13 protein-coding genes are annotated in these 17,236 nt (G+C 61.0%); 10 read left to right on the top strand and 3 right to left on the bottom strand.

Annotated features, from left to right (window positions below; genetic code table 11):
• Window positions 1-21 precede the first annotated feature (21 nt).
• The 3 genes from GYM47_RS06895 to GYM47_RS06885 all read left to right on the top strand — a co-directional run bounded on the left by GYM47_RS06895 (window position 22) and on the right by GYM47_RS06885 (window position 4,038).
• On the top strand, window positions 22-1,638 hold the full coding sequence (locus tag GYM47_RS06895) for an alpha-glucosidase family protein (protein ID WP_139528480.1): 1,617 nt from the start codon (window positions 22-24) through the stop codon (window positions 1,636-1,638).
• Between the two features lie 65 nt (window positions 1,639-1,703).
• Window positions 1,704-2,810 (top strand): ABC transporter ATP-binding protein, encoded by a 1,107-nt coding sequence (locus GYM47_RS06890; protein WP_139528479.1) that lies wholly within the window; start codon window positions 1,704-1,706, stop codon window positions 2,808-2,810.
• A gap of 196 nt (window positions 2,811-3,006) precedes the next feature.
• The gene (locus GYM47_RS06885; RefSeq protein WP_139528495.1) at window positions 3,007-4,038 is read left to right on the top strand and encodes a LacI family DNA-binding transcriptional regulator; all 1,032 of its coding nucleotides are present in this window, start codon (window positions 3,007-3,009) and stop codon (window positions 4,036-4,038) included.
• Between the two features lie 23 nt (window positions 4,039-4,061).
• Here GYM47_RS06885 and gap read toward each other — a convergent pair whose 3' ends face one another.
• Window positions 4,062-5,066 carry a type I glyceraldehyde-3-phosphate dehydrogenase gene (gene gap, locus GYM47_RS06880; RefSeq protein WP_139528478.1) on the bottom strand — a complete coding sequence of 335 codons (1,005 nt, stop codon included), beginning with the start codon at window positions 5,064-5,066 and terminating at the stop codon, window positions 4,062-4,064.
• Between the two features lie 238 nt (window positions 5,067-5,304).
• On the opposite strand from gap, the gene pyk reads away from it, so the two are divergent.
• Window positions 5,305-6,771, top strand: a complete 1,467-nt coding sequence (gene pyk, locus GYM47_RS06875; RefSeq protein WP_153843957.1) for a pyruvate kinase — start codon at window positions 5,305-5,307, stop codon at window positions 6,769-6,771.
• A gap of 54 nt (window positions 6,772-6,825) precedes the next feature.
• Complete coding sequence (locus tag GYM47_RS06870; RefSeq protein ID WP_139528476.1) at window positions 6,826-7,302, top strand: methylglyoxal synthase; 477 nt, start codon at window positions 6,826-6,828, stop codon at window positions 7,300-7,302.
• A 17-nt stretch (window positions 7,303-7,319) separates the two neighbouring features.
• Here GYM47_RS06870 and cra read toward each other — a convergent pair whose 3' ends face one another.
• Window positions 7,320-8,294, bottom strand: coding sequence for a catabolite repressor/activator (cra, locus tag GYM47_RS06865; protein ID WP_139528475.1), 975 nt, complete (start codon window positions 8,292-8,294; stop codon window positions 7,320-7,322).
• 236 nt (window positions 8,295-8,530) lie between these two features.
• Here cra and ptsP point away from each other — a divergent pair, with 236 nt between their 5' ends.
• The 5 genes from ptsP (at window position 8,531) to GYM47_RS06840 (ending at window position 16,513) form a co-directional block, all read left to right on the top strand.
• Window positions 8,531-11,401 carry a phosphoenolpyruvate--protein phosphotransferase gene (gene ptsP, locus GYM47_RS06860; protein ID WP_153843956.1) on the top strand — a complete coding sequence of 957 codons (2,871 nt, stop codon included), beginning with the start codon at window positions 8,531-8,533 and terminating at the stop codon, window positions 11,399-11,401.
• Window positions 11,401-12,372: a 1-phosphofructokinase gene (gene pfkB / locus GYM47_RS06855; protein ID WP_153843955.1), complete on the top strand. Its 972-nt coding sequence runs from the start codon at window positions 11,401-11,403 to the stop codon at window positions 12,370-12,372. Before ptsP ends, pfkB begins: the two co-directional genes overlap by 1 nt.
• Window positions 12,369-14,105 carry a PTS fructose-like transporter subunit IIB gene (locus GYM47_RS06850; protein WP_153843954.1) on the top strand — a complete coding sequence of 579 codons (1,737 nt, stop codon included), beginning with the start codon at window positions 12,369-12,371 and terminating at the stop codon, window positions 14,103-14,105. The genes pfkB and GYM47_RS06850 overlap by 4 nt, the downstream gene beginning before the upstream one ends.
• Window positions 14,106-14,330: 225 nt before the next feature.
• Complete coding sequence (gene pgi, locus GYM47_RS06845; RefSeq protein WP_153843953.1) at window positions 14,331-15,998, top strand: glucose-6-phosphate isomerase; 1,668 nt, start codon at window positions 14,331-14,333, stop codon at window positions 15,996-15,998.
• A 134-nt stretch (window positions 15,999-16,132) separates the two neighbouring features.
• Window positions 16,133-16,513, top strand: a complete 381-nt coding sequence (locus tag GYM47_RS06840) for a gamma-glutamylcyclotransferase family protein (RefSeq protein ID WP_153843952.1) — start codon at window positions 16,133-16,135, stop codon at window positions 16,511-16,513.
• Window positions 16,514-16,519: 6 nt separating this feature from the next.
• Here the strand turns inward: GYM47_RS06840 and GYM47_RS06835 are convergent, their stop codons facing one another.
• A complete protein-coding gene (locus tag GYM47_RS06835) occupies window positions 16,520-17,083 on the bottom strand; it encodes a cysteine hydrolase family protein (RefSeq protein ID WP_153843951.1) in 564 nt (187 codons plus the stop codon).
• Window positions 17,084-17,236 lie beyond the last annotated feature (153 nt).

Below are 17,236 nucleotides of genomic sequence, written 5' to 3'. Positions count from 1 at the left end.
CCGTTTTTAAGGAACACAGTAATGCAAGACAACATGATGTGGTGGCGCGGCGGCGTTATTTATCAAATCTATCCGCGTAGCTTCTTGGACAGCCGCGGCGACGGCGTAGGCGATCTGAACGGCATCACCGAAAAGCTGGATTACGTGGCCTCCCTCAACGTGGACGGCATCTGGCTATCGCCCTTCTTTACTTCTCCGATGCTCGACTTCGGCTATGACGTGAGTGACTACCGCGACGTAGACCCCATGTTCGGCACGCTGGAAGACTTCAAGGCGCTGCTGGAAAAAGCTCACTCGCTGGGCTTGAAAGTGATGATCGACCAGGTGATCAGCCATACCTCCGATCAGCACCCCTGGTTCCAGGAGAGCCGCCAGAATCGCACCAATCCTAAAGCCGACTGGTTCGTATGGGCCGATCCGAAACCCGACGGCACGCCGCCCAACAACTGGCTGTCGATTTTTGGCGGCTCGGCGTGGACCTTCGACTCCCGGCGCCAGCAGTACTATCTGCACAACTTCCTGACCAGCCAGCCGGACGTGAACTTCCACCACCCGGAAGCCCGTCAGGCGCAGCTCGACAACATGCGTTTCTGGCTGGATTTGGGCGTAGACGGCTTCCGCTTGGATACGGTCAACTTCTACTTCCACGACGCCGAACTGCGGGACAACCCGCCGGTACCGACAGGCGAAGCCAAAACCCTGGGGGCACCGGAAGCGAACCCCTACACCTGGCAGCGCCATGTCTACGACCTCAGCCGGCCGGAAAATCTGGACTTCCTCAAAGACCTGCGTGCGCTGATGGATGAGTACCCCGGCACCACCACCGTGGGTGAGATTGGCGACGATAATCCGCTAGAACGCATGGCCGAATACACTGCCGGTGGCGATAAGCTGCACATGGCGTACACCTTCGACCTGCTCAACATGCCCCACTCCGCCAGCTACCTGCGCGAAGTGATCGAACGCTTCCAACGCTTGGCGGGCGACGCCTGGCCTTGCTGGGCCACGTCCAACCACGACGTGGTGCGCAGTGCGACCCGCTGGGGCGCTGAGGAAGACCCCCACGCCTACCCAAAAGTGATGCTGGCCATGCTGTTCTCACTGCGCGGCAGCGTGTGCCTGTACCAAGGCGAAGAGCTGGGCCTACCGGAAGCGGACGTGCCCTTCGAGCGCATTCAAGACCCCTACGGCAAAGTGCTGTGGCCCGAGTTCAAAGGCCGCGACGGCTGCCGCACGCCCATGCCCTGGACCGACGGCGATCAGGGTGGCTTCTCGCCAGTAGAGCCGTGGCTGCCCATGGAAGCTCGTCACTTGGATTTGGCGGTGAGCCGCCAGCAAGACGACCCCAACGCCACACTCAATACCGTACGCGCCCTGCTGGCGTTCCGCCGCCGCCACCCCGCCCTCTTCGATGGCGATTTATCGTTGGTCGACGTCGGTGACGACCTGCTCGGCTTTACCCGTCAAAAAGGCGACGAGATCTTGCTATGTGTTTTCAACCTGACCGGGCAAGAGCAGCAAACCACCCTGCCCGTGGAGGTCGCCAGCGACTTGCCGGTCGCCCATTTTACCGCCACGCGAGACGGCAGCACACTCACGCTGCCCGCGTACCAAGCCGCCTTTATGCAGGTTGCCTAAACGCCGCCCATAACAGTTAATAACGATAGCCGACCCGCTCAGGTCGAGGTCGGCAAGGAGTTACCATGGCAAGTGTTACGCTTGAAAAGGTCAACAAGGTATTTGGCCGCGACCACATCATCAAAGACGTCGATCTTTCCATTGGCGACGGCGAGTTCGTCGTGTTCGTGGGTCCCTCCGGCTGCGGTAAATCCACCCTACTGCGCCTGATTGCAGGGCTCGAATCGATCACCGATGGCGACCTGAACATTGGCGGCACCGTGGTGAACGACCTACCCCCCCGCGAGCGCGGCGTCGGCATGGTGTTTCAGTCCTACGCGCTCTACCCGCACATGACCGTCTACGACAACATGGCCTTTGGCCTAAAGCTGGCCAACACTGCTAAAGAGACCGTTCACGAGCGGGTAATGAGCACGGCCAAAATCCTGCAGCTGGAAGAGCTGCTGCACCGCAAACCCAAAGCCCTCTCTGGCGGCCAGCGCCAGCGCGTGGCGATGGGACGTGCCATGGCGCGGGAGCCGCGCATTCTGCTGTTCGACGAGCCGCTCTCCAACCTGGATGCCTCGCTGCGGGTGCAGATGCGTAACGAAATCGCCCGCCTGCACAACCGTCTTGGCTCTACCATGATCTACGTGACCCACGATCAGGTCGAAGCCATGACCCTGGCGGATAAGATCGTAGTGCTCAACCGGGGCCATGTGGAGCAAGTGGGCAGTCCCCACGAGCTGTACCAGCGTCCGGCCACCCAATTCGTCGCGGGCTTCATTGGCTCGCCTACCATGAATTTTATGCCCGCCGAGCTGATCAGCGGCGCCGCCGAAGGCTGCCGCGTCAAAGCAGCGGGCATCGGCGAGGTCTCACTGCCCCAAGCGGGCGACGCTTACTCACAGGGCACCTCGCTCACGCTTGGCGTGCGGCCCGAGCACCTTCGCTTGGAAGCGCCTCAAGGCGATAACTGCTTCGATATCGTCAACGTCGAGTACCTGGGCAACGAGGTCTACGTCTATCTGGAGCCGAAAGCGGGCTCGACGCTGCTCATCCATCGCAGCGAAGCGCCCAGCCAGTGGCAAGAGGGCCAGCAGGTGTCGCTGGTACCGGATACCGAACACGTCCACCTGTTCGATGAGAGCGGCGCCGCGTTGACACTAGCCAAGGCGCGCTCGGCCGCTTAAACACGGATAGAAAGACCCATAACGGCCTTGGCTGGATGAGGCACCTTGCAAAGAGGGTAGTCGTCAGACCGTCAAGGCCGTTATTCTTGTGCGCGACAATTCAATAATTAGCCTGCGCTGTAAAGGCGTCCGGCACGCACTCTCTCCGCCCATACTCTTCACCAGTTTAGGAAGCTCCGTGACCACCCCTCGCCGAATGACCTTAAAGGACCTTGCGCTCGAACTCGGCGTTTCTACTGCGACGATTTCCAACGCCTTCAATCGCCCCGACCAGCTCTCTCCGCTGCTGCGCGATCGCATTCTCAAAGAAGCCAAACGCCTGGGGTATAACGGCCCCGATGCCAAAGCGCGCAGCCTGCGCACCGGCCGCTCCAGCATCGTGGCGGTGATTCTGGCCGAAAGCCTGACTTACAGCTTGAACGATGCCGTCGCCAGTGAGTTTCTTTCCGGTGTAGCGGAAGTCCTGGATGCCCATGGCCATACCCTGCTGCTGCTTCCAGGCCGGGGGCACGCATCACAACCGCCCGGCTCGGCCAACATTGCCGATGGCTTCATCGTCTACGGCCTGATGCCCAACAATAAACTGTTGAACGAACTGCCGTCGCAGCGTCCGCTGGTCTCGGTCGACTTCGATATCGACGGCTGCCCCACGGTGCATATCGATGACCGTGACGCTAGCTACGCCATGGCCATGCATGCCCTTAAACAGCGTCCTACCCGGCCTGCCATCATCAACCTGCGGCTGACCAGAGAGCCCTGTAATGGCCGAGTAACGAAGGCGCATACGTTGCTTCCCGACAGCAGCACGATCAGCCGAGCACGCCTCGCCGGGTTTCACGCCGCGCTCAGTGAACACGGGTTCGATACCGATACCATTCCGCTATGGAACATCGAGGAGAACGTGTTCGATGTGTGCTCGCCGGTGATCACCGAGATCCTCGATCAGCCAGCAGAGCAGCGTCCCGATCTGCTGCTGTGCATGTCGGATCGGATTGCTCTGACCGCGCTGACGCTGGCGGAACAGCGAGGCATCCAGGTGCCGAAGGCGTTACGCATCACGGGGTTCGATGGCATTGCCGAAGGGCAATATCGTGCCCCTCGATTGACGACCGTGCGCCAGGACAGCGCGGGCAAAGGACGTGTCGCGGCCAAAATGATTCTGGGGCGAATACCCAAGACCCAACAGCTGCTCCAGACCGAGCTGCTGTTGGGCGATACCTGTCCTTAGCGGACAGCCCCTAAACGGCGGGATTACTGCGCAGTTTTCTGCATGGCGATGGCGGTATCCAACATGCGGTTGGAGAAGCCCCACTCGTTGTCGTACCACGCCATGATTTTCACCAACCGGCCATTAACGCGGGTGTGATTCGCGTCAAAGGTAGACGAGTGCGCATCGTGGTTGAAATCGATGGAGACCAGCGGCTGGGCGTTAACCGCCAGGACAGGGGAGTTCGCGGCGGCTTTCTCGACGATCTCGTTGATCTCCTCTTTGGTCGTATCACGTCCTGCCGTGAAAGTCAGATCCACCAGAGAGACGTTGATCACCGGTACGCGCACCGCCAAACCGTCGAACTTGCCCGCCAGCTCCGGTAATACCAGACCTACTGCAGCGGCAGCGCCGGTCTTGGTCGGAATCATGGAGTGGGTAGCGCTACGGGCACGGTAGGGGTCGGAGTGGTACACATCCGACAGGTTTTGGTCGTTGGTGTAGGCATGAACCGTGGTCATCAGGCCGTTTTCGATACCAACAGCGTCGTTCAGCGCTTTGGCAACCGGTGCTAGGCAGTTCGTCGTGCACGACGCGTTGGACACCACGGTGTGCTCAGCGGTGAGGATGTCGTCATTCACACCGTAAACGATGGTGGCATCCGCGTCCGGGCTGGGAGCTGAGATCAGCACACGCTTGGCGCCCGCAGCAATATGCTTGGCAGCCGCCTCGCGCTTGGTGAACAGACCAGTACACTCCATGACGAGATCGATATCCATGGACGCCCAGGGTAGGTTGGCCGGATCACGCTCGGAGGAGATCGTAATACGATCACCATCTACGCTGATGCTTTCGGCGTCATGCTCGACACTGAAGGGGAAGTGGCCGTGAACCGTATCATGACGCAGTAGATGGGAATTAAGCGAAGGGTCACCCAGATCATTGATCGCAACGACCTGAACGCGATCACGGTAGCCGTTTTCATACAGTGCACGCAGTACGTTGCGGCCAATCCGTCCAAATCCGTTAATGGCAACTCTTATTGTCATGGTAGCACCTCAATCAAGCAGTGGTCGTAGATGGCGTATCCAGTAAAAAAATTACTAAAAATACGTATTTAATCACCTGTAGGCCGATTAAAACCTGCCATAACCGCCCCTAAAGGCTAATAACTATCCAATATGTAGTAAAATTACTATATAAAGGCTATCGTAGTCCAATACTAAATCAACGATTCACCCGCCCTTTATCGGGCCACGTTCAGCAACGCTGCCCCCAGGAGCCCCTATGACACGCGCAACGTCCTCGACTCCCCTACGCCGTACCAAAATCGTCGCCACGCTTGGCCCAGCCAGCGACTGCCCTGGGGTATTGGAAGCCATGCTAAAAGCAGGCGTTGACGTGGTGCGCCTCAACTTCTCCCATGGGTCTGCCGATGATCATCGCAAACGCCTCAACGCTGTCCGCGAGATCGCCCAGCGCCTGGGCCGCAGTGTCGCCGCCCTCGGCGACTTGCAGGGCCCTAAAATTCGCATTTCGCGCTTTGCCGAAGGCGCCGTTCATCTAGAGGTCGGTCAACCGTTCGTGCTGGACATGGCACTAGATGCCAATGGCGGCAGCAGCGAGCGCGTCGGCTGCGACTACAAAGCGCTCATCGATGACGTCACCCCCGGCGACCGTCTGCTGCTGGACGATGGTCGCGTCGTGCTGGACGTCACGTCTATCGTTGGGCAAGAAGTTCACACCCGAGTTCACGTGGGCGGCAAGCTGTCCAACAATAAAGGCATCAATAAGCAAAGCGGCGGCCTTTCCGCCCCAGCGCTGACCGATAAGGATAAAGAAGACCTGAAAACCGCCATCGAGATTGGCGTGGATTACCTCGCCGTTTCGTTCCCACGCAGCGCCGCCGACATGCAGGAAGCGCGTGCTCTACTGGGTGACGAGGGCAAAGAGATCGGGTTGGTGGCGAAATTGGAGCGTGCCGAGGCCGTCGCCAACGACGACACCTTGGACGCCATCATCGAAGCATCGGAAGCGGTAATGGTCGCTCGCGGCGACCTGGGCGTAGAGATTGGCGATGAGGCGCTGATCGGCACGCAAAAGCGTATTATCAAGCATGCCCGTTCGCTGAATCGCGCGGTGATCACCGCCACCCAAATGATGGAGTCGATGATCGAATCGCCGCTCCCCACCCGTGCGGAAGTCTTCGACGTAGCCAACGCCGTGCTCGACGCCACCGATGCCGTCATGCTCTCGGCAGAAACCGCAGCGGGCGACTATCCGGTGGAAACCATCGAAGCCATGGACCGCGTCTGCCTGGGTGCCGAGCGCGAGCGCATTGCTCAAGCCTCCGGCCACCGCATCCATGAAGGCTTCGAGCGGATCGATGAAACCATTGCGCTCTCCGCCATGTACGCCGCCAACCATCTGACCGGCGTACGCGCCATTGCCTGCATGACCTCCACCGGCTACACGCCGCTGATTGCCTCGCGCATCCGGTCGGGCCTGCCAATCGTAGGCTTGGCCCATAGCCCCATCGCCCAGCGGCGCATGGCGCTCTACCGCGGCGTGGTCTCGCTTCCATTCGATACCACGCACATGGAGGCGACCGAAGTGAACCAGGAAGCCATCAAGCTGTTGAAAGCCCATGGATTGGCACGCCCAGGCGAGCATGTCATTCTTACTCGCGGCGACCACATGAACGCCCATGGCGGCACCAACACCATGAAAGTACTGGCCGTCGACGCCGAATGAATAACCGTCTCGACGGACGATGAATAACAAGCGAATGACCAGGAGAGCCATGCCATGAACGATGCCCGCCCACCCCGCCAAGCGGTGCGCACGCTGCAACCGCGCAAGCGTATTGCGTTGATAGCCCACGATGGCAAAAAAACCGAGATGTTGGAGTGGGCGACGCGCTGGCAGGAGACGCTGAGCCAGCACACGCTGATTGGCACGGGCACTACCGCCGGGCGGCTGAAGACCGCCCTGGGGCTAGAGGTAGAAGGCTTGATGAGCGGGCCGCTGGGCGGCGACCAGCAGATCGGTGCACGTATCGCCGAGCAGCAGCTCGACGTGCTGATTTTCTTCTGGGACCCCTTTGCACCGCAGCCCCACGACCCGGATGTGAAAGCGCTGCTGCGTTTGGCGGCGCTGTGGAACGTGCCGGTGGCCTGTAATGCGGCGAGTGCTGACTTTCTGCTCTCCTCGCCCTACTTGGCCGAACGCTACGATATGTCGATCCCCGACGCGAATGCCTGGGCAAATGCCCGCACGGTATAACCGCGCGCACCTTTTGCTTAACGAGTACGCAGGTGGCGTGCCACCACCTGCTGACCGCATTGGTAGCTTCCGTTCATCGCGCCGAGCGCGCACTGAAGCGTCAGCTCGGCGATGCGGTCGTAATCTTGCCGTGCCGAATTGACCGACTGGGGTAGAAAATCCAACAGGCGATGATCGCCGAAGGTGGCTAACCGAAGTGTCCTCGGCATCCCACCTCGAGCCAGCAGCTCATCGAAGACGCCCTCCATGAGTGCGTAAGAGGCGGTGACCAGCGCATCCACCTCGCCCGCCGCAAACGCTTGCTGCGCCAGCGCCACGCCCACATCCCGCTCGTAACGCTCGCCGCTGAAGGTGGTCGCCTCAACCCCCTGGTCTTCCAAGGCGGCAAAGAAACCCGCACGGCGCTCACGGCTCACCGAGAGCTCGGGCATAGCATCCAACCAGGCAATGCGACGCGTTGACCCCTCCATCACCGAGCGCGTCAGCGCGTAAGCCGCCTCTTGGTCATTGCTCACCACGCTGGCAAAACGCTCGGGTGTCAGGCCACGGTCCATCCCAACGACGCTCCAGCCTTCGTCGGCCAAATCCGTATAAAAAGTGTCGCTCTCTGGCAGACAGCTGGCGGTAATCAGCACCTCACAGCGCTGGGCGCGCAGCGCCAAGGCCAGCGCGCGCTCACTATCCGCGCAGTCATCGGAACTCACCACCAGCAGCTGGTAGCCGCGTTCGCGGGCACCGCGCTCCAGGCGCTTGGCAAGGCGCGCATAGCTGATGTTCTCTAAATCCGGCACGATCAAACCAATCAAACGGCTCGCGCCACGGCGCAGCGCGGCAGCTTGAGGATCGATGTGATAGCGGTGCTGACGCACCACGGCCATCACTTTATCGATGGTGGCCGGGCTAATACGCCGCTGTTCGGCCTGGCCGTTGATTACATAGCTTGCCGTGGTGCGCGAAACCCCGGCAAGCCGGGCAATATCGGCAAGTGTCATGCTGGTTTCTCCCTAGATGAAGACGGCAGTTTAGCAGCCGTTTTACCCTCTTCAGACCAAAGTCTTAAAAGACAACCCTTGTGTCGAAAAGTGAATCGATTCAGCATAGCCACTATACACAGGTGACACGATTCATCCAGTTAACCACAACGATCTACGACTAACGTTTTATGCGCGCACTTTCGCCGCCAATCGCAGACGTTGCCGTTGCCTGACCGCGTTTACAGGAGACCCCTATGTTGACACTCGGCCCCGATGACATCTTGCTCGACCGCCATGCGGACAACTGGCAAGCTGCGCTCGACAGCGCCGCCAACGCTCTGGCAGAGGCTGGCCTGGTGGCGGCCGAGTACCGCGATGGCCTCCACGCCCGCGAAGCGCAGTCCTCGACGTACTTAGGCAATGCCATTGCGATTCCCCACGGCACCCCGGAAAGCCGCCAACACGTCAAGCGTACCGGCGTGCGGGTGCTGCAGTTCCCTGAGGGGGTTCAGTGGCACGACGGCAACACCGTTCACGTACTGGTCACGATAGCGGCACAAAACGACGAACACCTGGATATTTTGCGCCAGCTAACCCACGTCCTCGACCGCGACGGCGTGGCAAGCGAGTTGGCTCGCGCCAGCTCCGCCGCCGATGTTGCACGCCTGCTCTCTAAGCCGTCACTAGCCCCCCGCCTGGATGCCGATACGCTATGTATCAACTTCCCCGCCCGTGACCCGCAGGAGCTGGCCCTGGCGGCGGCTGCGCGGCTGCGTCAAAGCGGCTGCGTGGATAATGGCTTTATCGGTACCATGGCGAGCGCCCAGCCCCAGTGGCTGGGCAAAGGCCTGTGGCTCTCGAGCAGCGCCCAAGGCGTAAACCAACCCGCGCTAGGCGTTGCCACCCCCGCCGATAGCACGCTCGAGCACCGCGGTCATCCGGTGCATGCGCTGTTCTGCCTCGCTGCCAGCGGTGACGCTCACCTGCCGCTGCTCGAACAGTTGATGGCGGTACTGGAAAACGGCGAAAGCGACAGCTTCTTAGGCAAAAACAGTGCTCAGCTACTGGCGGCACTGGCCGGTGAAACCGCCAGCACCCAAACCCGCCGGGTGCGCGTTCTGAACCCCCACGGCCTGCACGCTCGCCCGGCCAAACAGCTGGTACAGATCGCTCGTGCCCAGCCCATGCCCATCAACGTGCGCCTGGAAGAGGGCAGCGCCACTACCGTCTCCGCCGCAAGCTTGACCAAAGTGATTGGTTTGGGTGCGCGCCGCGGCCAGTGGCTGATTTTCTCCGCCGAGGGCGAACAGGCAAATGCCGCGTTAGACGCCATTGCCGCCGCCGTCGAGAGTGGCTTGGGTGAGAAAGTCACGCCCTTCGATGGCGGTCGCGACGCGGCCCCAGCCGCTAGCACCAGTAAGCCCGCCGTCGAACCACTCGCTGCCGATACGGCCCATTCCGGCGTTGCCGCCTCGCCCGGTTTGGCGATTGCCCCGGTGTTCGTCATTCGCCCGATGCAGTTCGACTATCCTGAGCACGCCAATCAGCCCGACGACGAGATCGCCCGCTTGGAAGCGGCCCTGAAAGAAGGCGCCACCCAGCTTCAGGCGCTGGTACATAAAGCGCCCGGCGGCGAAGTCGCGGACATTCTCTCCATGCATGAAGAGATGCTCGACGACCCCGAACTTCACCAGGCGGCCATCGACGCCATTCGTGAAGGCCGCTCGGCGGAAGCGGGCTGGTGGGAAGCCATCGACACCGCCGCCCACGCTCAAGAGATGCTGGCCGACCGACTGCTGGCCGAACGCGCCGCCGACCTTCGCGATGTCGGCCGCCGCGTGCTCGGCGTGCTTTGCGACGTCAGCCTGCCCGAGCCACCCGACCACCCCTATATCTTGGTCATGGACGATATCGGCCCCTCTGACGTGGCCCGCCTGGATACCTCCCGTGTGCGCGGCCTGCTGACCGTGCGCGGCGGTGCAACCGCCCACAGCGCTATTTTGGCCCGTGCGCTGGGCATTCCTGCTGTGGTCGGTGCCGGTGAAGCGGTGATGGCGCTGCATAACGGCGGCATGATGATTCTGGATGGCGAGCGCGGCCGCGTGACGTCGCAACCTTCCGAGGAGCGCCTGCGCCGCGCCGAACAGCAGCTGCTCGACCAGCAGCAGCGTGAAGCGGACGCCTGGGAGCTGCGCTTCGAGCAAGCGCAAACCCGCGACGGCCACAAGGTGGAAGTGGCTGCCAACCTCGGCAACACCGCCCACGCCGCCGATGCGGTCGAGCGCGGTGCGGAAGGGGTCGGCCTGCTGCGCACCGAGTTCCTGTTCATGGCCTACTCCAGCGCGCCGGATCTCGCCACGCAAATCGCCGAATACCGCGAAGCGACCGATGCCCTCGACGGCCGCCCGCTCGTCGCCCGCACCCTGGACGTGGGCGGCGACAAGCCGCTGCCTTATTGGCCAGTGCCCCAGGAAGACAACCCCTTCCTCGGCCTGCGAGGTATTCGCCTCGCGCTGACCCAGCCGGACGTGCTGGAAACCCAGATTCGCGCGCTGCTGATGGCCGCCGTCGGCAAACCGCTGCGCATCATGCTGCCGATGGTCAAAGACGTGGCCGAATTCCGCGCCGCGAAAGCGATCTATGACCGCCTGCTCACCGAGATCGCCCCCCAGCAGCGCGCCACCGACGTGCAGCTTGGCGTGATGATCGAGGTCCCATCGAGTGCCTTGTTAGCCCCGACGCTGGCCGCCGAAGTGGACTTCTTCTCGGTCGGCACCAACGATTTGACCCAGTACACACTGGCCATTGACCGCGGCCATCCAGAGCTCTCCGCTCAAGCTGATGGCCTGCATCCGGCGGTACTGCGCTTGATACAAATGACCGTAGAGGCCGCCCATGCACACGGTAAATGGGTCGGCGTGTGTGGTGAGCTAGCCTCCGACACCATGGCCGTGCCAGTGCTGGTGGGCCTGGGTGTCGATGAACTCTCGGTCAGCGCGCGTCAAATCCCGTTGGTCAAAGCTCGCCTGCGTGAATTCGACTTGCCAGATGCCCAGGCCACGGCGCAGCTCGCGCTCGGCAAGGCGACCAGCGACGAGGTACGCGACGCCCTGGAGGCCCGCTAATGGCACGAGTCGTCTGTATTACGCTCAACCCCGCGCTGGATCTCGCTTTCAATCTGGAGGCGCTGACGCTGGGACACGTCAACCGCCCCACCAGCGCGCAGCTAGAAGCGGCCGGTAAAGGCGTGAACGTCGCGCGGGTGTTGGCAAGTTTAGGTCACGAGGTGATCGTGAGCGGTTTTTTGGGCGAAGAGAACGATGCTCCGTTCAGCCTCGCCTTTCCCCGTTACGGCGTCATCGACGCCTTCGTGCGGGTGCCGGGCAGCACGCGCATTAACGCCAAACTTGCCGAGCAGAGCGGCCGCGTGACCGATATCAACGGCCCCGGCATGCCCATCGAAGCTGCCCACCTGGAGGCTTTACGCGCTGCGCTCGGCGGCTTGTTCGATGGTAGTGCGCCGCCCGAGGCCGTGGTGGTGGCGGGCAGCCTGCCTCCCGGTATCGATCAACCCGCGTTCGGCGAGCTGCTTGCCTTCTTGAAAGGTTTCGCAGTGCCGCTGTGGGTAGATACCAGCGGTCCGGCGCTGCTCACGGCGATTGCCGCGCAGCCTGCCGCAGTAAAGCCCAACGAAACCGAGCTGGCCGACTGGGCCGGTAGCACGCTCGATACCGACCAGCAGCGCCAAGCTGCCGCCGAACGGCTGCACGCCAGCGGTATCGAACACGCGCTGATTTCAGCAGGTGCCGAAGGCATTCTATGGGTGAGCCAGCACGGCACTTGGCAATCCACGCCGCCCACTGTCACCGCCACAAACACCGTTTGCGCGGGTGACACCTTTGTGGCGGGCATGCTGCATGGGCTGCTGAGCCAGCACACACCCGTCGATACGCTTCGTTTTGCGACGGCGCTTTCTGCCGAAGCGGTACGCCACGTCGGGGTGGGCACCCCCCACGCCGATGATTTCGACTCACTCCAACAACAGACCCGGGTACGGCGTCTTGACGACACCCACACCGAGGGAGCCACGCGATGAACCTCATTCTGATTACCGCCTGCCCCAGCGGCATGGCGACCACTTTCCTGGCCGCTAAGCGCCTAGAGCAAGCCGCCACGCGGCTAGGCTGGAACGTTCATGTGGAGATGCACGGCGAAATTGCGCCGCTGCAAGCCGCCAGCGCTGAACAGATCGCCAACGCCGATTTGATCGTCGTAGCTGCCGACCACGTGCCCGCCCCGGAGCGGTTCGAAGGCAAGCGGCTATTCCAGGCTCCTATTGCCAGCGCCCTGCCCGACCCCAGCGCCTTTTTAAGCCAAGCTAAGCGGGAAGCGCCGATCTACAGTGCCCCGGCAGCCACAGCGGCTGCCCCGACTAGCAGTGCGGGGGGTAAAAACATCGTTGCCGTCACCGCCTGCCCCACCGGCGTTGCGCACACCTTTATGGCCGCCGAAGCGCTCGCCGAAGCGGGCAAGGCCATGGGCCACCAGATCCGCGTCGAAACCCAAGGCTCGGTGGGCGCGCAGAACCAACTCACCGACGACGACATCGCCGCCGCCGATGTCGTCGTGCTGGCCTGCGATATCGAAGTCGACCCCTCGCGCTTTGCGGGTAAGCGAATTTACCGAACGTCGACCGGCAACGCGCTCAAAAAGCCGCGCCCGACCCTGGAGGCCGCCCTCACTGACGCTGCCGTGGAAGACGGCACCAGCACTGCTGGCAGCGCCACGGCCAAAAAAAGCATCAAAGAAAAAGGCATTTATAAGCACCTGCTGACTGGCGTGTCGTTCATGCTGCCCATGGTGGTCGCAGGCGGCCTGCTCATCGCCCTCTCGTTCGTGTTCGGTATCGAGGCCTTCCAGGAGGAAGGCACCCTGGCCGCCGCGCTAATGCAGATTGGTGGCGGCACGGCCTTCGCGCTAATGATTCCCGTTCTAGCGGGCTACATCGCCTATTCGATTGCCGACCGCCCCGGCATTGCCCCCGGCATGATTGGCGGCATGTTGGCCGCCGAGATTGGCTCCGGATTTATCGGCGGTATTCTGGCCGGTTTCCTGGCGGGCTATGTGGCACTCGCCGTCACGCGCTACGTGAAGCTGCCCTCCAGCGTCGAGTCGCTCAAACCGATTCTGATCATCCCGCTGATTGCCAGCTTGGTCACCGGCCTGACGATGATCTACGTGATTGGCGAGCCGGTGGCTGCCGTGCTGAGCGCGCTCACCAGCTTCTTGGAGTCCATGGGCTCGACGAATGCCGTGCTGCTGGGCATTCTGCTCGGCGCCATGATGTGCTTCGACCTGGGTGGCCCGGTCAACAAAGCGGCCTACACCTTTGGCGTCGGCCTGTTGGCCTCTGAAACCTACGGCCCGATGGCCGCGATCATGGCGGCAGGTATGGTGCCCGCCATTGGTATGGGCATTGCCAGCTTCGTGGCGCGCAACAAGTTCTCCGCCCCCGAGCGGGAAGCGGGTAAAGCCTCGTTCGTGCTGGGCCTATGCTTTATCAGTGAAGGCGCGATTCCCTTCGCTGCGAAAGACCCGCTGCGCGTGATTCCCGCCTGTATCGCCGGGGGCGCGGTCACGGGTGCGCTCTCCATGCTGGTGGGTGCCAAGCTGATGGCCCCCCATGGCGGTATCTTCGTGCTGCTGATTCCTAACGCCATTACTCCCGCTCTGCTTTACCTGGGCGCCATTGTGGTGGGCTCATTGATCACCGGCCTGGGCTACGCGTTTATCAAACGTGGCGCTGCCCAAGTAGCCGTTGCCAGCTAAAAGCGGCACACTAAGGGCGAGGCAATCTCGCCCTTTTGTTTTTTCAGTCAGCCGTTCAAGACGACCGCCACCCCGCTGTTTTATTAACCATTTTTCTTACCATTTATCGCTAACTGTTGTTCTCACGCGTGCAACATGTAGTATTTTTACATAAATAACAGCGACGCCAGGGGTCGGACACACCCCGTTAGCGATAACGATGTAAAAACAACAGGACCGCCCTTTATGTTTCAACTCACTCGCAGCGTTACTTGGCAGGCCCTAGAGCGCCTGCGCGATAAAACCGCCAATGACCGTATTCGTGACTACTTTACGAATGATCCGCAGCGCTTTGAAAAAATGAGCCTGCGCGTCGGCGGCCTCTTTTTGGATTACTCCAAGCATCAGGTATCGGACGAGGTGCTGGCCAAACTGATCGAGCTGGCCGACCACTCCGCCCTGGTGCAGCGCCGCGCCCAGATGTTCTCTGGCGACATTATCAACGTGACCGAGAACCGTCCGGTACTCCACACCGCCCTACGCCATTTGGGCGATGAGCCGGTGTATGTGGACGGCGAAGACGTGATGCCAGAAATCACCAGAACCCGTGAGCAGATCAAACTGTTCTCCGAAGCGGTGCGCAGCGGCGAGTGGAAAGGCTATAACGGCCAGCGCATCAAAGACGTGGTCAATATCGGCATTGGTGGCTCGGACCTTGGCCCCAATATGGCGGTGCGTGCGCTGTTGAAGTATCGCCACCCAGAGCTGCACTTCCACTTCGTTTCCAACGTGGACGGCACCCATATTCAAAAAGTGCTCTCACGACTCAACCCCGCCACCACACTGTTCATCGTCTCGACCAAAACCTTCTCCACCCAGGAAACCCTGCTCAACGCCAAGACCGCGCGGCGGTGGTTCCTGGAAAACGCGGGGGAAAACGCCGACGTGGGCGCGCACTTCATTGCCGCCTCCACCAACCGTAAAGCGGCCATGGAGTTCGGCATTCGCGAAGAGAACGTGTTCGAGTTTTGGGCCTGGGTGGGCGGCCGCTACTCCATGTGGTCGTCCATCGGCTTACCGATTGCGCTCTCGATTGGCTTCGAAGGCTTCATCGAGCTGCTGGAAGGCGCCCACGAGATGGATCGCCACTTCATCGAGGCGCCGTTCGCCCAGAACATGCCGGTATTGATGGCGCTGATCGGCATTTGGTACATCAACTTCATCGGTGCCGAAACCCAGGCCATCGTGCCCTACGACCAAGCGCTGAACCAGTTGCCTTCTTTCCTGCAGCAGCTGGACATGGAGTCCAACGGTAAGTCGGTGGATATTTTCGGCCACCCGGTGAACTACAAAACCGGCCCGATTGTATGGGGCCAAACAGGCTCCAACGGCCAGCACGCCTTCTTCCAGCTGCTGCACCAGGGCACCCGCTACGTACCCATCGACTTCATCGCTTCGCTCAAGCCAGAGCCGGGCGTGGAGGACCACCACTTCGCGCTGCTCACCAACATGCTGGCCCAAGCCAACGCCTTCATGGAAGGCAGTCAAGGCGACAGCAAAGAGCTGAGCCAGCTCGACCCCTACAGCTGCCCCGGTAACCGCCCCTCCAGCACCCTGCTGCTCGACGAGCTAACGCCGAAAAACCTGGGCGCGCTGATTGCGCTCTACGAACACAAGGTGTTCGTACAGGGCGTGATTTGGAACATTAACTCGTTCGACCAGTGGGGCGTGCAACTCGGTAAGCGCATCGCCGGTGAAATCAGCGAGCGCATCGACGCCAACGCCGCCGACTTCGACGCTTCTACGCAGGGGCTGCTTGAGCTGGTGCGTGCCCACTTCCCCAGCAGCGCACGCAAAGCCGATAGCGCCGAGCCCGCGAGCAGTGATAAAAAACCGGTGCGGAAGAAGCGTTAGGTTAAAAGGTAAGTAAGCACAGCGCCTTGGCAAACGACCAGGGCGCTTTTAGGCCAACGTTTGTTGAATGGCTCTTAGCGGTCGAAAATCGGCGTGTCGTCTTAGCTTATTGAATAGTGCGAAAAGGTGACCCCATGCAGCATCTTCACCAAGCCATCCAGCGCTGCCCTCGAGTCGCTGTGTACGGCACGTTAAAGCGCGGCCACCGCAATCATCATTGGTTAAACGGCGCGGACATGCTGGGTCAAGACTGCCTAAACGAGATTACGCTCTACGATCTTGGGCCCTACCCAGGCGCCAAGCTCACGCCGTCTGCCGGTGTGATCGTTGAAGTGTACGCCATCGACGCCGAGCGATTAGCGCGGCTCGATGAATTGGAAGATTACCTGCCCCTGGCCCCCGCAGAAGGCGTGTACGACCGGACGGTGCTGGCAACACAGTATGGCGATGCGTGGTGCTATATCTACAACCCAACGGTTGAGGCAACGCAGCTGATCGAGAGCGGAGAGTGGTAGAACGATCTACAAAAAGGCCAGCGCCTCTTCCATACTCACAATCTGCGCATACTCCCCGTCCAAATTCGCCAGCGACATCGCATGCACCTCGTCGGCTGTGCGAAAGCTACCTGTGTAATCTTGCTGTGCAAACGTGAAGGTGGCATCGCTCACCACGTAGGCATTGAAGCCCAAATTTCCCGCCGAACGCACCGTGGCCTCGACGGAGTTACTGGTACTGACGCCGACGACGACCAGCTGATGGACGTTGCGGGCGTGTAACCAGCGCTCTAACCCAGAGTGAGTGAACGCATCGGGCACGTTTTTATCGACGATATGCTCGGTGGCGAGTGGCTCAAACGCAGGCTGGAACAGCACGCCGCTCTGACCAGGCCAAAACGGCGATTCGGGTGAGCGAGAGAGATGACGCACATGAACCACTGGCTGCTGGCTTTGCCGCCAAGTGGCTAGCAGTCGCTGAATGTTGGCTTCGGTTTGCGGGTTATTGCGCTCTCCCGCCTTTTCAGTCGCCATGCCCTGCTGCATGTCGATAATGATCAGCGCCACACGCTGATTCTTCGTCGCGTACATGCTTTCCCTCCTGCAATCATCCAAGTAAGTCGTCCCTCTTTTCCCAAAATACCATTAGCGCTGTCGTGGCTGTACTGCCCGCTTGGTTGCGGTGCTGAGAAAACCTCATATACTGTATGCATGAACATATATTTCAATGCTACGTACGAGGTG

The organism is Vreelandella piezotolerans (assembly GCF_012427705.1).
GTDB lineage: Bacteria > Pseudomonadota > Gammaproteobacteria > Pseudomonadales > Halomonadaceae > Vreelandella > Vreelandella piezotolerans.
Note: the sequence above shows the minus strand (reverse complement) of the source record. Positions and strands in the feature narration are given on the sequence as shown.

Excerpts from the sequence above, each read along its gene's own strand:
- GYM47_RS06895 (WP_139528480.1), top strand. The coding sequence starts at position 22 with ATGCAAGACAACATGATGTGGTGGCGCGGCGGCGTTATTTATCAAATC.
- GYM47_RS06890 (WP_139528479.1), top strand. The coding sequence starts at position 1,704 with ATGGCAAGTGTTACGCTTGAAAAGGTCAACAAGGTATTTGGCCGCGAC.
- GYM47_RS06885 (WP_139528495.1), top strand. The coding sequence starts at position 3,007 with ATGACCTTAAAGGACCTTGCGCTCGAACTCGGCGTTTCTACTGCGACG.
- gap (WP_139528478.1), bottom strand. The coding sequence starts at position 5,066 with ATGACAATAAGAGTTGCCATTAACGGATTTGGACGGATTGGCCGCAAC.
- pyk (WP_153843957.1), top strand. The coding sequence starts at position 5,305 with ATGACACGCGCAACGTCCTCGACTCCCCTACGCCGTACCAAAATCGTC.
- GYM47_RS06870 (WP_139528476.1), top strand. The coding sequence starts at position 6,826 with ATGAACGATGCCCGCCCACCCCGCCAAGCGGTGCGCACGCTGCAACCG.
- cra (WP_139528475.1), bottom strand. The coding sequence starts at position 8,294 with ATGACACTTGCCGATATTGCCCGGCTTGCCGGGGTTTCGCGCACCACG.
- ptsP (WP_153843956.1), top strand. The coding sequence starts at position 8,531 with ATGTTGACACTCGGCCCCGATGACATCTTGCTCGACCGCCATGCGGAC.
- pfkB (WP_153843955.1), top strand. The coding sequence starts at position 11,401 with ATGGCACGAGTCGTCTGTATTACGCTCAACCCCGCGCTGGATCTCGCT.
- GYM47_RS06850 (WP_153843954.1), top strand. The coding sequence starts at position 12,369 with ATGAACCTCATTCTGATTACCGCCTGCCCCAGCGGCATGGCGACCACT.
- pgi (WP_153843953.1), top strand. The coding sequence starts at position 14,331 with ATGTTTCAACTCACTCGCAGCGTTACTTGGCAGGCCCTAGAGCGCCTG.
- GYM47_RS06840 (WP_153843952.1), top strand. The coding sequence starts at position 16,133 with ATGCAGCATCTTCACCAAGCCATCCAGCGCTGCCCTCGAGTCGCTGTG.
- GYM47_RS06835 (WP_153843951.1), bottom strand. The coding sequence starts at position 17,083 with ATGTACGCGACGAAGAATCAGCGTGTGGCGCTGATCATTATCGACATG.